This is a genomic window from Microbacterium esteraromaticum (genome assembly GCF_028747645.1).
Lineage (GTDB): Bacteria > Actinomycetota > Actinomycetes > Actinomycetales > Microbacteriaceae > Microbacterium > Microbacterium esteraromaticum_C.
This window is the reverse complement of sequence record NZ_CP118100.1, coordinates 2,937,904-2,954,159: the sequence shown is the minus strand read 5'-3', so window position 1 is coordinate 2,954,159 and position 16,256 is coordinate 2,937,904. Positions and strand designations below refer to the sequence as shown.

16 protein-coding genes are annotated in these 16,256 nt (G+C 66.1%); 10 read left to right on the top strand and 6 right to left on the bottom strand.

Annotation, left to right across the window (positions count from 1 at the left end):
* Positions 1–31: 31 nt before the first annotated feature.
* Positions 32–1,333: a glycoside hydrolase 5 family protein gene (locus tag PTQ19_RS14220; RefSeq protein WP_274367808.1), complete on the bottom strand. Its 1,302-nt coding sequence runs from the start codon at positions 1,331–1,333 to the stop codon at positions 32–34.
* 138 nt (positions 1,334–1,471) lie between these two features.
* Here PTQ19_RS14220 and PTQ19_RS14215 point away from each other — a divergent pair, with 138 nt between their 5' ends.
* Positions 1,472–1,948 carry an adenylyltransferase/cytidyltransferase family protein gene (locus PTQ19_RS14215; RefSeq protein ID WP_179409772.1) on the top strand — a complete coding sequence of 159 codons (477 nt, stop codon included), beginning with the start codon at positions 1,472–1,474 and terminating at the stop codon, positions 1,946–1,948.
* A gap of 32 nt (positions 1,949–1,980) precedes the next feature.
* Entirely contained in the window at positions 1,981–2,619 is a 639-nt protein-coding gene (locus PTQ19_RS14210) for a hypothetical protein (protein ID WP_274367807.1), read from the top strand.
* A gap of 55 nt (positions 2,620–2,674) precedes the next feature.
* Here PTQ19_RS14210 and PTQ19_RS14205 read toward each other — a convergent pair whose 3' ends face one another.
* A complete protein-coding gene (locus PTQ19_RS14205) occupies positions 2,675–3,097 on the bottom strand; it encodes a DUF1801 domain-containing protein (protein ID WP_274367806.1) in 423 nt (140 codons plus the stop codon).
* Positions 3,094–3,669 carry an HhH-GPD-type base excision DNA repair protein gene (locus PTQ19_RS14200; RefSeq protein WP_179409775.1) on the bottom strand — a complete coding sequence of 192 codons (576 nt, stop codon included), beginning with the start codon at positions 3,667–3,669 and terminating at the stop codon, positions 3,094–3,096. The genes PTQ19_RS14205 and PTQ19_RS14200 overlap by 4 nt, the downstream gene beginning before the upstream one ends.
* A gap of 255 nt (positions 3,670–3,924) precedes the next feature.
* Here PTQ19_RS14200 and PTQ19_RS14195 point away from each other — a divergent pair, with 255 nt between their 5' ends.
* Positions 3,925–4,368, top strand: a complete 444-nt coding sequence (locus PTQ19_RS14195; RefSeq protein WP_206821523.1) for a helix-turn-helix domain-containing protein — start codon at positions 3,925–3,927, stop codon at positions 4,366–4,368.
* Positions 4,365–4,715: a HepT-like ribonuclease domain-containing protein gene (locus PTQ19_RS14190; protein ID WP_274367805.1), complete on the top strand. Its 351-nt coding sequence runs from the start codon at positions 4,365–4,367 to the stop codon at positions 4,713–4,715. Before PTQ19_RS14195 ends, PTQ19_RS14190 begins: the two co-directional genes overlap by 4 nt.
* Before the next feature lie 53 nt (positions 4,716–4,768).
* Here the strand turns inward: PTQ19_RS14190 and PTQ19_RS14185 are convergent, their stop codons facing one another.
* A complete protein-coding gene (locus PTQ19_RS14185; RefSeq protein WP_274367804.1) occupies positions 4,769–5,437 on the bottom strand; it encodes a FadR/GntR family transcriptional regulator in 669 nt (222 codons plus the stop codon).
* A 189-nt stretch (positions 5,438–5,626) separates the two neighbouring features.
* Here PTQ19_RS14185 and PTQ19_RS14180 point away from each other — a divergent pair, with 189 nt between their 5' ends.
* Positions 5,627–7,399 carry a 2-isopropylmalate synthase gene (locus PTQ19_RS14180; protein WP_425313214.1) on the top strand — a complete coding sequence of 591 codons (1,773 nt, stop codon included), beginning with the start codon at positions 5,627–5,629 and terminating at the stop codon, positions 7,397–7,399.
* A gap of 205 nt (positions 7,400–7,604) precedes the next feature.
* Here the strand turns inward: PTQ19_RS14180 and PTQ19_RS14170 are convergent, their stop codons facing one another.
* Positions 7,605–8,894 carry a glutamyl-tRNA reductase gene (locus PTQ19_RS14170; protein ID WP_274367803.1) on the bottom strand — a complete coding sequence of 430 codons (1,290 nt, stop codon included), beginning with the start codon at positions 8,892–8,894 and terminating at the stop codon, positions 7,605–7,607.
* Between the two features lie 79 nt (positions 8,895–8,973).
* Between PTQ19_RS14170 and hemE the strand changes: the two genes are divergently transcribed.
* The 5 genes from hemE to PTQ19_RS14145 all read left to right on the top strand — a co-directional run bounded on the left by hemE (position 8,974) and on the right by PTQ19_RS14145 (position 15,039).
* Positions 8,974–9,987: a uroporphyrinogen decarboxylase gene (gene hemE, locus PTQ19_RS14165; RefSeq protein ID WP_274367802.1), complete on the top strand. Its 1,014-nt coding sequence runs from the start codon at positions 8,974–8,976 to the stop codon at positions 9,985–9,987.
* A gap of 188 nt (positions 9,988–10,175) precedes the next feature.
* Positions 10,176–11,429 (top strand): ABC transporter substrate-binding protein, encoded by a 1,254-nt coding sequence (locus PTQ19_RS14160; RefSeq protein WP_274367801.1) that lies wholly within the window; start codon positions 10,176–10,178, stop codon positions 11,427–11,429.
* Positions 11,426–12,388: a carbohydrate ABC transporter permease gene (locus PTQ19_RS14155; protein ID WP_206551045.1), complete on the top strand. Its 963-nt coding sequence runs from the start codon at positions 11,426–11,428 to the stop codon at positions 12,386–12,388. The genes PTQ19_RS14160 and PTQ19_RS14155 overlap by 4 nt, the downstream gene beginning before the upstream one ends.
* On the top strand, positions 12,378–13,280 hold the full coding sequence (locus PTQ19_RS14150) for a carbohydrate ABC transporter permease (RefSeq protein ID WP_274367800.1): 903 nt from the start codon (positions 12,378–12,380) through the stop codon (positions 13,278–13,280). The genes PTQ19_RS14155 and PTQ19_RS14150 overlap by 11 nt, the downstream gene beginning before the upstream one ends.
* Before the next feature lie 64 nt (positions 13,281–13,344).
* Positions 13,345–15,039, top strand: coding sequence for a DUF4091 domain-containing protein (locus tag PTQ19_RS14145; RefSeq protein WP_274367799.1), 1,695 nt, complete (start codon positions 13,345–13,347; stop codon positions 15,037–15,039).
* Here the strand turns inward: PTQ19_RS14145 and PTQ19_RS14140 are convergent.
* Complete coding sequence (locus PTQ19_RS14140; protein WP_274367798.1) at positions 15,025–16,167, bottom strand: ROK family protein; 1,143 nt, start codon at positions 16,165–16,167, stop codon at positions 15,025–15,027. The genes PTQ19_RS14145 and PTQ19_RS14140 overlap by 15 nt on opposite strands.
* Positions 16,168–16,256 lie beyond the last annotated feature (89 nt).

Here is a 16,256-nt window from a genome sequence, read left to right as displayed (position 1 = left end):
CTCCTTGTCGCGGGTGTGAGGTCGAGCCTACTCAGACGACGGTGTTGTTCGACGAGTAGGTGCCCACGCCGTCGGCGGAGTCCGGGACCAGCAGCTCGGTGATGCCACGGCGGGCGAGCAGGGCGGCATCCGCCGCATCGGTCGAGGTGACGAACGTCGCATCCGCACCCGATGCGCAGGCCTGCACCCACGCCTCGAACACGGCACCGCCGGGGCTGAGCGCCGCGCGGCTGACAGGCACATCACCCTCGTCCACCTCGACGACGATGCCCAGCGACCGCGCCGGGGCGCTCGGGCGCTCGCGCAGCTCGGGGATGATCTCGGCGAAGCGGCGCCCGATGGGCTTGGCGGCGCCATCGTTGTCGATCAGCCCCAGCGAGTACTCCAGCTCGGGGTAGTCGGCCAACGCGCGGCTGACATCGTGCGAGCACCACCAGGTGACGCCCCACAGGTTCTCGGTGCGCGCCGCGCTGCGCACGGTCGCTTCGAGAAAGTCGGGCATCTCATCGGTGCTCAGGCAGTTCGACGGCGCACCGACCTCCTGCAGCCAGATCGGTCGCCGCGCGTCGGTTTGGAAGGCGCGTGAGAGCTCGATCATGTACTCGGCGTGGCGATCGGATGCTACCGACCGGCCGCCGTAGCGCTGAGCGGTGCCGTTGAAGATCCACGAGTGCACGGTCGTCATGGCACCCAACCGTGACGCGAGCGCGGGGGTGAAGCCGTGGCCGTCCATGTACCAGGCGGCGTCGTACTCGCTGTGCACGTGCGGCTGGTCGGGTGCGGAACGCTCGGCGGCATCGAGCAGCGTGGTGATCCAGTGGGCGGCGTCGGACTCGGTCACGGGCCACGGATGCGGGTGATTGCGCGCCGAGAACTGATTGGTCTCGTTGCCGAGGGTGAACCCGAGGAAGTTGCCCGCGTCGCCGAGTGCCGCGCCCAGGCGCTCGACCAGCGCCACCTGTCCGCTGAGCGCGTCAGGGTGGGTGAACATGTTCTTGTCGTGCCAGGTGAACAGCCAGGACGGCACGAAGTCAAAACTCGACAGGTGCCCCTGGATGACGTCGACGCTGGCGTCGAGCCCGAACTCCGCGGCGACGTCGACCACGGCACGCACGTCGGCGACGGCCTCATCGCGGATCAGGGTGCGGTTGGGCTGCAGCACCGGCCACAGCGGAAAGACACGCACGTGATCGAGACCGAGCTCGGCAAGGCCCGCGAAGTCTCGACGCACGGCATCGAGATCGAGCGAGAGCCAGGAGTGCATCCACTCCTTCGACGGGGTGTAGTTGGCGCCGAAGCGCAGCGGTGCGTCGGGGGAGGAGAACGCGGGCATAGTCGACCTTTCTCAGCGCCGGGAAGCGATCGGATCTCGGCAGACGCTAGCACGCCGGCATCGGTACCGGGGCTACGCTCAGCAACGCCTGTCGTGCGGCCGCATAGACTCATCACGGCACGATCTGAAAGGACCGCTATGACGGACGAAGCGCCCAAGAAGCACCAGGACTACAATCCGGGACCGCGGGTGGGGATCACCTTCTCTACCTTCGATCTGCTGCACGCCGGGCACATCATGATGCTCGCCGAGGCGAAGCGGCAGTGCGATTATCTGATCTGCGGTCTGCAGATGGATCCGACCCTCGACCGGCCCGAGAAGAACGCGCCGACCCAGACGGTCGTCGAGCGCTACATTCAGCTGCGCGGGTGCGAATACGTCGACGAGATCGTGCCGTACTCGACCGAGCAGGACCTCGAAGACATCCTGCGCTCGTTCAAGCTCGATGTGCGCATCGTTGGCGATGAGTACATCGACCGTGACTTCACCGGCCGCGAGTACTGCGAGCAGGCCGGCATCGAGCTGTACTTCAACAGCCGCAACCACCGCTTCTCCAGCTCGGGGCTGCGCAAGATCGTCGCCGCGAAGGAAGCCGAGCGTCTCTCCCGGGCCTGACAACAGAACGCGAACGGCACTAGGGTGGGCGGATGTCTTCCGCCCACCCCCTGACCGATGACCTTCGCGCCCGCCGACGCACGTGGCTGCTCGGCGGGGTGCTGTTCGTGGCGTACGTCCTTGTCGGCTGCAGCCAGCCGGCCGTTCCCGGTCTGTTGACGGGCTGGGTGCCCAATGTGCTGTTCGGGGCTGGGGCTGTCGTGTTCGCGATCGGACTCGGCCGCGCCGGAAGCGTCACGGGGCGTCAACCGCTCGGGACCGGCGCGATTATCGCTCTGGCGGTGTGGCAGCTCCTGGCCCCGATGTGGGGGGCGATGCTGTTCGGGCCGTCGCCCGAGGTCGACGATCTGCTCGGGATCATGATCGTCGACACGGTCGTTCCGGTCGTCGCGGTCATGCTCGCGGCCATCGCGGTGGTGCAGATCGCGCGCGCCGGGGTGGTGCCGCCGCGGTGGCGCTGGGCTCCGCTGTGGGCTTTGATCGCTGTGGTCGTCGTGCCGCTGCTCGAGGCGGTGCTGAATGCCGCCCAGGTGCTCACCGCATCAACGGGGTACTACGTCCTCCTGGCCTTCGGTGGTCTTATCCACGCCGCCGCGATGACCTTCCTCGGCGTCTTGGCGATCGCCCTTGCGTCGCAACAACCCGTGACGGCTACCGAGGCGTCGGCGTAGCCGCGCTCGTCTGATGGCCGACGCGACGGCATCCCGCACGCGGCGGTGGATGGCGTCAGCCGGTGACGGTGATCGTCGCGTACTCGCCGCCGCCGTTCTCGGACCACTGCAACGACGCGGTGAGGATGCCGCGGAGGACGTCGAGATCCACTGTTTCGAGGTCCTTGATGTAGAGGCAGCCGACGCCGGTCGTGTGCGGGCCCAGCCGGCCCAGCGCGTCGGCGTGCGCGGCCGTCGACTCCAGGTAGATGGTCGAGGCGGCCCTGCGCGGAGCGAACGCCAGCAACGGCATATCGCCCTCGTTGCCGGTCGGGTACCGATAGTGGCAGCTGCCGAACCCCACGATCGTTCCCCACAGCACGGGCTCGCGGCCCGAGACCTCCTGCAGCATGGCCGTCAGTGTCTCAGCATCCCGTTGCCGTTTCGCAGGGCTCACCTCCGCGATGAACTCCGCGACGTCACCCCCGGTCGGCTTCATGGCTTCGCCGCCTTCGCGGCGGCCTTCATCGCCTTCTTGTGCTCGCGCACCTGGGTGAGCGACTCGGGCGAGACGATGTCGGCGACGCTGCGGTAGGCGCCCTCTTCGCCGTAGGGAGCGGATGCCTCCCGCCAGCCCGCGCCGGTGAAACCGTACTGCTTGCCGAGCAGGGCAAGGAAGATCTTGGCCTTCTGCTCACCGAAGCCCGGCAGCTTCTTCAGGCGCTTGAGAACTTCGGCGCCGTCGGGGTTCCCCTGAGTCCACAGCGCGGCAGCGTCGCCGCCCCATTCATCGACGAGAGTCTGGCAGAGCGTCTGCACCCGTGCCGCCATCGAACCGGGAAAGCGATGCACGGCCGGCGTCTGCTTGAACGCTTCGAGGAAGGCATCCGGGTCCATGCCGGCGATCGCTTCGGCATCCGTCGCTCCGGTGCGCTGTTCGATCTTGAGCGGGCCAGCGAACGCGGTCTCCATGGGAACCTGCTGGTCGAGCAGCATTCCCACCAGCAGAGCGAGCGGGTTCTCGGTGAGCAGGGTGTCGGCGGCGGTGTCTCCGGTGATGTGAAGGGCCATACGACCAGTGTGCCATTCGTGTCTGTGTCAGCTTCGAGCAGTCCGAAGATGTGCGTGCGGAACGTGACGGTCGACGGGGTCGCACTCTGGCGCGAACGGTCGAGGCGGAAGCTCTGTGCGGCTTGCCCGCCCCGCGTGACAGATATGGGTGCGCCTACCGGGTTCCGGGCGGCGGGACGTCGTCGAGGTCATGATCCACTCGGCGCCCGCGCCCTTGCTCTTCCATCGAACTCCACCGGGCCATATCATCGAGATATGGGAGAATCGCTGCGCGAATTGCGCGAGCGGGCGGGGCTCAGCCAAGCGCAGCTCGCGGCGCGCAGTGGTGTTGCGCAACCGAACATCGCTGCATACGAGTCGGGGCGGCGACACCCCTCGGCTGCCATGGTCGACCGATTGCAGGCGGCCATGCGCCCGCTGCCGCGCGAGGCGCTCGAACGGCATCGTGACGAGCTCAAGGATCTCGCGTCGGAATTTGGGCTGAGCAACATTCGCGTGTTCGGATCCGTTGGCCAGGGAACGGACACGACGGAGAGCGATCTCGACATCCTCGTCACCCGCTCTCCGAACATCGGGTTGCTGGCGATCGCCGAGTTCACCATCGCGGCGGAAGAGCTGCTCGGCGTCCCCGTGGACGTGGTCACTGACGGCGGGCTCCCCATGGATCATCCGATTCGCCAGTCAGCGGTGGCTGCATGAACGAGCGGGACGAACGAGCCCTGTGCGAGATTGTCCGACTATGCCATGACGGCACCCGACTCGCCGAGCGAGGACGCGACTGGTGCGCGTCAGATGAGTTGAACATCCCCGGTCTGGCCGCCGAATCGATCATCATCAAGATCGGCGAGAACGTTGCACGGTTGAGCGCCGAGACGATTGTTGCGAACCCGCAGGTTCCCTGGTCGAGTATCAAGCGCATGCGCGATCGGCTTGCGCATCACTACGAGGCGACTGACTACGACGCGGTGTGGGCCACGCTCACCGTCGAACTGCCACGTGTTCGCGTCGTGATCACCTCGCTCCTCGCCGAGACAGCTGGCGATTGATCACGCATCCGCCCAGGGTTGGCCGTTGTTGGCCATGAGGTTGTTGACAGGGGTTAGTTGAGCAGTTCCTTGAGCGCTTGGAGGTGGGCGCGGGTCAGCCCGGCGGCGGCTTCGACGTCATGTGAGGCGATTGCGTCGTAGATGCGTTCGTGGACTCCCTGGTCGACGTCATCTCCGTGGTGGCCTCGAAGGCGGAGCATGTCGGTCATCGCTTGTCGGCTGCGGGGCGCGAAGCTATTGAAGAGTTCCAAGAGGACCGGGCTCTGCGCCGCGACGATGATGGCGCGATGGAACGCCATGTCGGTCTCCACGTGCTCTCCGATGCCAGAGCGGTGTTGTTCTCGCTCGTCTAGCGCAGCGCGTAGGGCCTTCAGCTCCGCGAACGTGTGACGTTCGGCGGCAAGCGAGGCTGCTTCGACCTCGATCGCGGTCCTCGCCTCGATGACCGCGACGATATCGGCACGCTCTAGGAGAGCATCCCAGCTTTCAGGGATGTCGGTGGCGGTGACGAACACACCGGATCCTTGGCGAGTGGCGAGGATGCCGCGCCCGGCGAGGATGCGGATCGCCTCCCGCGCCGTTGACCGCCCGACGCCGAGTTGCGGAGCGAGCGTCGTCTCGCCCGGCAGCTTCCCACCGATCTCCCATTCCCCACCCCGGATGCGAGTGATGAGAAGCTCGGCGGCCCGCTCGGCGAGGGATTCGCGGCGCACCATTGTCATGCGGCCATTCTCCCATCAAACGTCACTTCTCTACTTGTCTGAGGAGTTGTGATAGTTTCGACCCGTGTTCAACTCCTGGTTCCTCCTCCTTCGCCGCCACGGCGGGGCCTAGCCAGACCGGCTCCCCGACGTGGGGCCGCAACGCGCGCCGGTCGACTACTTCTGAACGCTCCGGACAGGAACCTGACCATGACCAGCAGCACCTTCCCGACCCTCGCCACCCCCGCAGGCCCTATCCCGGGCGAAGCGCCAACGTGGAACCGCCAACGGCACTCGCAGATGCCTTCTCACCGCTACCAGGACGTGTACTCCCGCGTCTCGTTGCCGCTCACTACCCGTGACTGGCCCGCCAACCGGCTGACGACAGCACCGCTGTGGGTGCCGGTGGACCTGCGCGACGGGAACCAAGCTCTGGCCGAGCCGATGGACCCAACCCGCAAACGGCGCTTCTTCGAGCTGATGGTCGCGATGGGCTACAAAGAGATCGAGGTCGGGTACCCGTCGGCCTCGCAGACGGACTACGACTTTGTCCGCCTCGTCGCCGAAACTGACATCGCACCCGACGACGTCACAATTGTGGTCTTCACCCCGGCGCGGCGCGATCTGATCAGGCGCACCGTGGAGTCCATCCGCGGCATGCGCAATCCCGTCGTGATCCACATGTACACCGCCACCGCCCCCACCTGGCGCGCACTCGTCCTCGGCCAGGACCGCGACAGTTTGAAAGCGCTGATCTTGTCAGGCGGCCGGGACGTGATCGAGTTCGCAGGGCACCTGCCGAACGTCAGGTTCGAGTTCTCGCCCGAGGTATTCAACCTCACCGAACCCGATTACGTTCTCGACGTTTGCGACTCGATGACCACCCTGTGGGATGCTGCGCCGGAGCGCCCGGTAATCCTGAATCTTCCGGCGACCGTGGAGATCGCGACACCGAACGTGTATGCCGACCAGATCGAGTACATGCACAAGAACCTCGCCCGCCGCGATGCCGTGATCCTCTCGGTGCACCCCCACAACGACCGCGGCACCGGTGTTGCGTGCGCCGAGCTCGCAGTCCTCGCCGGTGCGCAACGAGTTGAGGGCTGCATCTTCGGCAACGGCGAACGCACCGGGAACGTCGACCTCGCCACCCTCGCTCTAAACCTACATGCGCAGGGCATCGACCCGATGATCGACTTCTCCGACATTGACGAGATTCGACGCACCGTCGAGCACTGCAACCGCACCGAGATCCACCCCCGTCACCCCTACGTCGGCGATCTCGTCCACACCGCTTTCTCCGGCACCCACCAGGACGCAATCAAGAAGGGCTTCGCCGAACACCGCACCCGCTCCGCCGCAGAGGGCCGACCTGAGTCGGAGATCGCGTGGCGGGTCCCGTACCTGCCCATCGACCCGGCCGACATCGGACGTAACTACGACGCCGTGATCCGCGTGAACTCACAATCCGGCAAAGGCGGCATCGCCTACTTGCTGGAGGCCGAGTACGGGATTGAACTCCCGCGCCGCCTCCAGATCGACTTCGCCCGCCACGTCCAACAACACACCGACGAGACCGGCAGCGAAGTCACCGCCGAACAGCTCTGGAGCATCTTCAACGCCACGTACCTCGCCACTCGGGCCGATGCCCCCATCGAACTCGTCGGATACGACACGACCGACCAGAACACCACCATCACGCTCCGGGCTGGCGGCATCGAGCACACCACCACACACGATGGTGTCGGGCCTGTCGAAGCACTCACCGCAGCGCTCGAGCAGCGTGGATTCCCGGTCGAGATATTGAACCTTCACCAGGCCAGCACCAGCGCCGGCAATGACAGCGACGCCATCACCCTCGTCGAATACCGCCACGGCCCGCGCACCGCATGGGTCGCAGGCAAAGACCGATCCGTCCTTACCGCCTCCTTGACCGCCATCATGAACACGACAGCAGATAAACCCGGAGCGATCGCGCGGTGAACAGCCACCGCAATGCGCTCAGAACGCCAACGAGAGAAGGCGCTCGAGACCTGGAACCTGCACTACAACTACCACCGGCCCCACGGCGGTAGGCCGCCGGCATCCACAACACCATCACACGTCAGCAACGTCTTGGCCCCATACAGTTAGCGCACAAATCCGCGCGAAGCGCACGCCCGAGCACCCGCGAAGAGCTCGCAGTCGATCAGGCGATGGCGGTCACCGTGGCGTCGGCGCCAGCATCCGGCCCGAGGCCGTACAGCGTCTGCATCGCCGCGGCGAACTCGGCGCCGCGCCCCTCGGCGGCCAGCTCGTGCGCGCGCGTGGTGGGCGTGTGCAGCAGCACGCCGGCGAGGTGGCGCATCGCCTGCTCGACCAGTCCGTCTTCGTCGCCGCGGCGGCGCGCGCGATCGATCTCGGCTTCGAGCAGCCCGAAGATGTGCGTGCGGAACGCGACGACCGACGGGGTGACGCTCTGGCGTGACCCGTCGAGGTGGAAGCTCTCGGCGGCCTCGCGCACCACGACGCGGGCGGCATCGGTGGCCTGCAGCTCCTCCAGCGGTGCGTGCAGGCGGATGGTCTCAAGATCGAGCAGCGCGACGCCTTCGAGCTGTGCGACGGTGAGGTCGACGTTGCGGGGCATGCCCAGGTCAATCACCAGCTGCGAATGCGGGGCATCCGCCGCCATCGGACCCATCGGGCAACCTGCGCCCGCCTCGTTCCCGTTGCGCGCGAACTGCGCCGGGCCGAGCACGGGCTCGGTCGCGGTGGTGCACGTGATCAGCAACGTCGACCGCTGGGCGACAGCGGCGTACTCGTCATCGAACACCGGTGTGATGCCGTACTTCTTCGCGAACAGCTCGGCGCGGCCCGACGGCGAGTACACCGAGATGTCGACGGCGCCGCGTTCGCGCAGCGTCGCCAGCGTGACGGCCGCATATTCACCCGTGCCGACCAGCAGCACCCGCTCGGCGGCCCAGTCGGCGATGCGACTGTCGGCGAGCTCGAGCGAGAGACGCACCAGCGAACGGCCGGCGCGGTGCAAAGCGGTGACGTTCTTGACTTTGCGCTGGGCCTGGCTGGCGCGCTGGAACAGGCGCTCCAGCTCGGATGACGTGGTGCCCGCCTCGCGGGCGACGGTCAATGCACGGCGCACCTGACCGGCGATCTCGCCCTCACCCGAGACGACCGACTCCAGTCCCGACGCCACGGCGAACAGATGCTCGGCGACGTGGCGATCGCCGATGACGCGTGACGACCCGTGCAGGTCGGTCGCCGGGATGCCCGTGGCCAGCGCGACCGCCTCGACAACGGTGTGCTGCTCGAAGTCGTCCGCTTCGATGTACGCCTCGAAGCGGTTGCACGTCGCCAGCACGACCGCGCCCTGCGCACCGGCATCCACCAGGTTGGGTGCGACGGTGTCGGGGGTGCGGCTGAGGCGTTCGAGCAGATCGAAGGAGGCCGTCTTGTGACTGGCCGTGACGCAGAACAGCACGAAGGGGAGTGTACCCCTCTCATCTTTGAACGAGCTTGGCGACCGGCGGACGCATAGGAGCGGATGCCACGATAGGCGCATGAGTGATCTGCTACGCGCGCTCGCCGGAGACAAGCCCGAGCGCACCCCGGTCTGGTTCATGCGTCAGGCGGGGCGGTCCCTGCCCGAGTACCGCGAGTTGCGCGTCGGCACGCGGATGCTGGATGCGTGCCTCACCCCCGATATGGCTGCCGAGATCACGCTGCAGCCGGTGCGACGCCACGATGTCGACGCCGCCGTGTTCTTCAGTGACATCGTCATCCCGCTGCGTCTGGCCGGTGTCGAGGTCGAGATCGAGCCCGGTCGCGGCCCGGTGTTCGCCAACCCCGTGCGCACCGTTGACGACGTCGCGCGCATCACACAGATCGACCCGGCTGACCTCGATGGCACGGCGATCGCTGAAGCTGTCCGCCTGACGGTGGCCGAGCTCGGCGACAAGCCTCTGATCGGATTCGCCGGCGCGCCCTTCACCCTCGCCGCGTATCTGATCGAGGGTGGTCCGTCGAAGGAGCACCTGCGTGCCCGCGCGATGATGCACGCCGACCCTGACTCGTGGAACGCCCTGGCCGGCTGGCTCTCGCGCATCTCGCGCCGGTTCCTTGAGATCCAGCGCGACGCCGGCGCGTCCGTGGTGCAGCTGTTCGATTCGTGGGCCGGTTCTCTGAGTCCCGCCGACTACCGTGCGCACATCGCCCCGCACTCGCACGCCGCGCTCGACGGCATCGGTCTGCCCAGCATCCACTTCGGTGTCGGAACGGGGCCGTTCCTGGACGACATGCGTCTCGGTGGGATCGTCGATGGCGTCGGTGTCGACTGGCGGATGCCCTTGGATGAGGCGATCCGCATCGTCGGCCCGGACGTGGCCGTGCAGGGAAACATCGACCCGGCACTGTTGCAGGCGCCGTGGCCGGTGCTCGAAGCGCACGTGCGCGACGTCATCGCGCGCGGGCGCGGCGCCAAGGGGCACATCCTCAACCTCGGCCACGGCGTTCCGCCCGAGACCGACCCCGACCAGCTGACGCGCATCGTGCGGCTCGCCCACGGCGAGATCTGACCCGCACTCTTCTCTGAGAACCGCGTGGTGCCCGAGGGCGCCACGCGGTTTCTTGTTCTCGGGAAGGCGTCGATCTATAAGAAAAGTCACATTAATAAAGTGGTTTATGATATGAATGATGCGTGAGCACCGACGCGCTCGCATCGCCGCGATGGCGACTGACCCCGATGAAGAGATTGGTTTGCCGCATGAACATGAAGTACCGGACGATCGCCGCAGTCACATGCGTCGGCGCTCTGACTGCACTGGCTGCTTGTACGACGGACGGCGCGGCCGCTGACAAGGCTCTCGAAGTGTGGATGCCCACCACCTTCGCCGCGGCAACAGCCGACGAGGAGGCCGCGACCTGGCGAAGCATCCTTGCCCCGTTCGAAGAAGAACACGGCGTCGAGGTCAATGTCACCCTGGTCCCCTGGGCCAGCTACGAGGAGAAGTACCTCACGGGTGTCTCCAGTGGACAGGGGCCCGACGTCGGCTACATGTACACCGAGATGATGGGTGACTACGTGTCGAACGGAGCACTCGCGCCGTTCGATGATCACCTCTCCGAAGAGACCACGTCGAAGATGCTGTACCTCGACCAGGGAAAGGTCGACGGCAGCCAGTACGCCATGCCCTTCGTCGTCGGCGGCATCCGACTGCTGTGGGGGAACATGGACCTGCTCGCCTCTGCAGGCATCGACGAGGTCCCAACGACATGGGACGAATTCCTCGACGATGCCCGAACCCTGCACGAAGCGGGCATCACCCCGCTGTACCAGGAGTGGGGCGCACCGAACCGCGGAATGCTCAACGCGACTTACTTCCCGCTCCTCTGGCAGGCCGGCGGAGAGATTCTGAACGAGGAGGGCACGGCGACGGCGTTCAACAGCGACGCGGGTCTCGCCGCCGCCGAGTTCCTCAAGACCCTGCTCGACGAGGACCTGATGCCCGCCGATGTCTCCGGCCTCACGCCGGAGGAAGTGCAGAGCGCCTTCTACGAGGGGGAGACCGCATTCTTCTTCGGCAGTGACGGAACGTGGGCCGACCTGGAGCAGACCGAGATGAACGTTGAGTTCGTCCCGGGACTCGTAGGCAAGCAGGCGGGCACGTTCGTGGCCAGTGACGCGCTTGTGATGTTCGAGTCCTGCGCCGATAAGCAGCTGTGCGCTGATCTCGTTGCCTTCCTGCTCGGTGGTGACCAGATGGCCGAGTTCCACCAGCAGATCGTCGCCTACCCGCCGGTGGCGACCGATGAGCAGAGCGAACCGACGAAGTTCACCGAGACGTATGCCGAATCGGCGGAGTCTCTGCATTCGCTGCCGATCGCGGCCGGTGGCGCCGGCGTGTACAACGCCCTGTACGAGAACCTGCAGCAGATGGTTCTCGGCCAGAAGTCTCCGCAGCAGGCGCTCGCCGACGCCGCCGAGGCGGGCGACGCCGCACTGGCGCAGGCACGATGAGAACCGGGGCAGGCGCCGGAGCGAGCGAGCCGGTCGTGAAGGACGACGCAGCGTTCGCCGTCAGACCACGCCAGCGACGGCGTCGCCCCGGAAAACGGGCTGGGCAGTACGTCGGAGTGCCCTTCGTGCTGCCCAGCCTGGTGATCCTGATGGTCGTCGTGATCATCCCCATCGTGATGTCGCTGTACTTCAGCATGACGCAGTACAGCGTGCTCGGATCACCGACCTGGGTCGGCACGGACAACTACACGAAGCTGCTCAACGATGATGCGTTCGCCGCGGCGCTGGGCAATACCGTCGTCTACACGCTGATCTCGGTGCCGCTGCAGACCGTGATCGCCCTGCTGCTCGCCGATGTGCTGGCCAGACGCTTCCGCAACCGATTCGGCGCGATCGTGCGCTCGACTCTGTTCATCCCGGTGATGAGCTCCCTGGTCGTCGTGGGTGTCGTCTGGCGGACGATCCTCGGCACCAACGACGGCGCGGTGAACGTGTTCCTCGAGGCGTTCGGGCTCGAGCGCGTGAACTTCCTCGGCGACCCCACCCTGGCGATCTGGGTTGTCGGCCTGGTCACGGTCTGGAAGAACATCGGCTACTTTCTGGTCATCTACTACGCCGGGATGATGGACGTTCCGGCCGAACTGTACGAGGCGTCCGGCCTCGACGGCGCGGGGCGCTTCGGGCAGCTGTGGCACGTGACGATCCCGTCCCTGCGCCCGGTGACCCTGCTGGTGGTCATTCTCGGCACAATCTGGTCGTTCCAGGTGTTCGACCTCGTCTACGTGATGACCGGTGGTGGTCCCGGCGGTGCCACGACGACCATCGTCATGATGATCTTCCGTGCGGGGTTCCAGAACTTCCAGATGGGATACGCGAGCGCCATGGCGGCGGTGCTGTTCGCCCTGATCCTGATCATCGCGGTCGTCCAGCGGAAGGTGCTCAAGAGCAATGAAGACTGACATCGTCGAGGTCACGACCCGCTCATCGGTCGTCGTTGACAAGGCGGCACTGCGACGAGAATCGCGCCGACCGCAGGGGCGCGGATGGCCCCGGCTCGCAGACAGCATCGCTGCCACCGTGCTGATCGTGTTCTGCCTGATGGCGTTGCTGCCGTTCGCCTTCATGGTGGTGACATCGCTGCAGCGTACGAACGTCATCACCATCTTTCTCGACCCCGCCAAGCTCGAGCTGTCGAACTACGTGCGGTTGTTCACCGAGAACGGGTTCGGGGCTGCGTTGGTCACCAGCATCGGCGTGGTCGTGCTTGCCTGTGTCGTCAACGCGATCGTGTGCTCGTTCGCCGCCTATGCCTTCGCAAAGCGTCCCTTCCCGGGGTCGGAGGCGCTGTTCTGGTTGTACGTGGCCACGATGATGGTCCCCGCACAGGTCACGCTCATCCCGCTGTTCACGATCATGCGTGATCTGGGTCTGCTCAACACCTGGGTGTCACTGTTCCTTCCGGTGATCAACGCCTTCGGGGTCTTCCTCATCCGCCAGTTCATGTCGTCCATTCCGGACGAGATGCTCGAGGCGGCGCGTATCGACGGCGCCAGCGAGATGCAGCTGTTCTTCCGGATCGTGCTGCCCTCTATGAAGCCGGTGATCGTCGCGCTGACCATCTTCACGTTCTTGACCACCTGGAACGACTTTCTCTGGCCGCTCGTCTCCATCACGAACGACCGGATGCAGACCGTCACCCTCGCGGTCGCCAAGCTGCAGGGGCGTCTGCTCACCGACTACGGGATCATCATGGCGGGCGCGACGGTGTCGTTCCTCGTGCCGTTGATCGTCTACTTCGTGCTGCAGAAGCAGTTCGTCGAAGGCGTGACCTCCAGCAGCGTCAAGGGCTGACGCCTTCTCATCTCTTCCTCTTCTTTCCTCTCTCCCCACCCCATCCCGTTGAAGGAGCCCTTTGTTGACCCCACACAGCACCTGGCAGACCGTTCTCTGCGACTCGCTTGAGAAGGTGTTCCCAGATCAGGCGCCCAGGCCGTTCACCGAGTCCGTCCCGTTGGTGGCTTACCGCGGGCAGCTCGCGTCATTCCAGATCGCTGTGCGACCGCCGCGCCTGCGGGAGTCGACACGGCTCGGTGACGTCGAACTCGAGATCGTCGCACCGCCGGGCCTGCGCGCCGACGTCAGCGTGGTCGACTTGGTTCCCAACGACCTCGCCGCCTTCGAGGACGCGGATGAGGGGTACCTGCGCACCGGCCCAGGGTTGTTCCCCGATCTGCTGCGCCCTGCGCCTCACGCCAGGCTCCAGCCGGTCGTTGGTCAGTGGCGAGCTCTGTGGGTCGATGTCATTGCCGACGCCGAGGCGGCAAGCGGTGACCAGACCGTGCTCGTGCGAGTGCACAGCCTCGCCGATGAATGCGTGATCGGCGAGTTCCAGGTGCCGGTGCGCGTGCCTTCCGTGGACCTCGCGCCGCTCGAGATCGCACACACCGAGTGGTTCCACTGCGACGGACTCGCCGATTACTACGGCTTCGGGGTCTTCTCGGAGCCGCACTGGGCGGCGATCGAGAACTTCCTCGAGTCGGCCGTACGCGCCGGGGTCAACACGATCCTCACCCCGGTGTGGACTGCCGCGCTGGACACCGGCGTCACAGAGCGGCGAACACCTACGCAGTTGCTGCGGATCATCGATCGCGGCGAGGAACAGTACGAGTTCGACTTCAGCGGGGTGCGCAGATGGATGACGGTCTGCCGCAAGGTCGGCATCCGCAATCTCGAGATCGTGCACCTGTTCACGCAGTGGGGTGCGCGGGCGACACCGCCGATGATCGTCGACACGCCGGAAGGGCCAGAGCAGCGGTTCGGGTGGCATGTACCTGCCGATGACCCCCGATACCGGCGACTGCTCGAACAGATGCTGCCGGCACTGCGTCGGGTGCTCGACGAGGAGTGGGGGCTGGACCGGGTCTTCTTCCACGTCTCCGACGAACCCACGCTTGCGCATCTCGAGTCCTTCGCTACGGCGTGGGGAATCGTGGCCGATCTGCTGGAAGGGTGCACGGTCATCGACGCGCTCGCCGAGCTCGAGCTGCACTCGAAGGGCCTCGTGGCCCTTCCGATCGTGTCGAACGATCATGCCGATGCGTTCCTCGACGCCGGGGTCCCATCGATGTGGCTGTACTACTGCGTTGCGCAGAGCCGGCGGGTGGCGAATAGGTTCATGGCCCTGCCCTCGTCTCGCAGCCGGGTGCTGGGCGCGCAGTTGTATCTGACTGGTGCGGAGGGATTCCTGCACTGGGGGTTCAACTTCTACAACTCCTTCCTGTCGCGACGACGAATCGACCCGTTCCGCGATACCACGGCGGGGAGCGCCTTCCTCGGGGGCGACGCGTTCCTTGTGTACCCGGGACCCGAGGGCAGACCTTGGGAGTCGATCCGGCATCGTGTCGTCGCAGAAGCGTTCGTGGACCATCGGGCGATGGCGATGCTGGCACGATGTACTTCGGATGGGAACGTGCGCGCCATCGTCGATCCGTCGGCCGATCTGACGCTCACGTCTTTCCCCGCGGATCCCGATCACTATCGCCGGGTTGCGGTCGCGCTGGCTGACGGGCTCGTTGACGCAGCCGGTAGCCGATCCTCAGACCAGGCCTAGTTCACGGGAGAACACCTCGCTCGCCGCTCCGATCAGCGCGAGCGAGGTGCCATCCGTGTACGCGTCGATGAGCACGTCTCCGGCCATCGCCGGCATGATCCGGGAGCGAACCGTCTCATCGACGGCGTGCAGGAACGTGCCCGGTACGAGTTCGGGGTCCCCGATGACGGCGACCTCACTGACATTGAGGAAGTTGACGACAGGGGCGAGCGCGTCACCGAGCACCTGACCAGCATCCGCCAACAGCGCCTCCCGGTCTTGCGGGGCCTGCGCCAGAGCCTGGCGGAGCGCGTCGCCGCTGACGATCGTGTCCAGGCACCCGCGCCCGCCGCAAGAGGGGCACAAGTGACCGTGATCGCGCATCTTCAGGTGACCGAGCTCGCCCGCGGCGAACTGCTCGCCGAGCAGAATCCGCCCGTCGATGAAGGCCGCCCCAGCCGCACCGTGGTCGATCGCGATCGCAATGAGATCTCTGTCGGAGCGCCGGCGGAATCGGCGAATGCCGAGCGCCATCAGGTCTACGTCATTGCCGATGATGGTCGGCAGCCCGGTCTTCTCGGCGATGAGTGAGCCGAGCGGAAGTTCACGCCAGTCGAACCTGTTCGCCAGGTGCACGATGCCCGCGTCGTCGACGAGGCCGTGCGAGGCGACCCCGATGCCGACGAGCGGCAGTGGCGCCGCGTCGATCAGGGTGTCGAGCAGTTCCATCAGCACATCGAGTGCGGTGCCCGGTGTGCCGTCGTGCGGGTGCGTGAGGCGAAGCTTCTCTTCGCCGGCGAGGTTGAAGACCGCCCCGACGAAGCCACCACGTGCGGTGGTATCGACCGCGACGACGAACGCACCGTCATCGTTGATCTGCACGTAGCTAGCAGGTTTTCCCACGCGCGCAGCGCCGTCGATGCCGATATCGCACACCACCCCGGCATCGGACAATTCCCCGATCAACGTCGTGACGGCCGGTACCGAGAGGCCCGAGAGGCGTGACAGCTGCGGTCGCGTGCGCGGGCCTTCGGCCCGAAGCAAGCGCAACAGCAGCGTCCTGTTGTGCACGCGCTGGTCCTGCTGGTCGGACTTCTTGAGCTCTTCCGGGGGACGCCGCAGCGCACGCAGCTTCTCGGTGGTGAGCATCCGAGAGTCCATTGGCAGCTCCAGGCGCGAGTTCTCGTTGATCCCCCCATCTTCGCAGGCGTTCGCCCGCCAGGGGCTTTCGCCCGGCC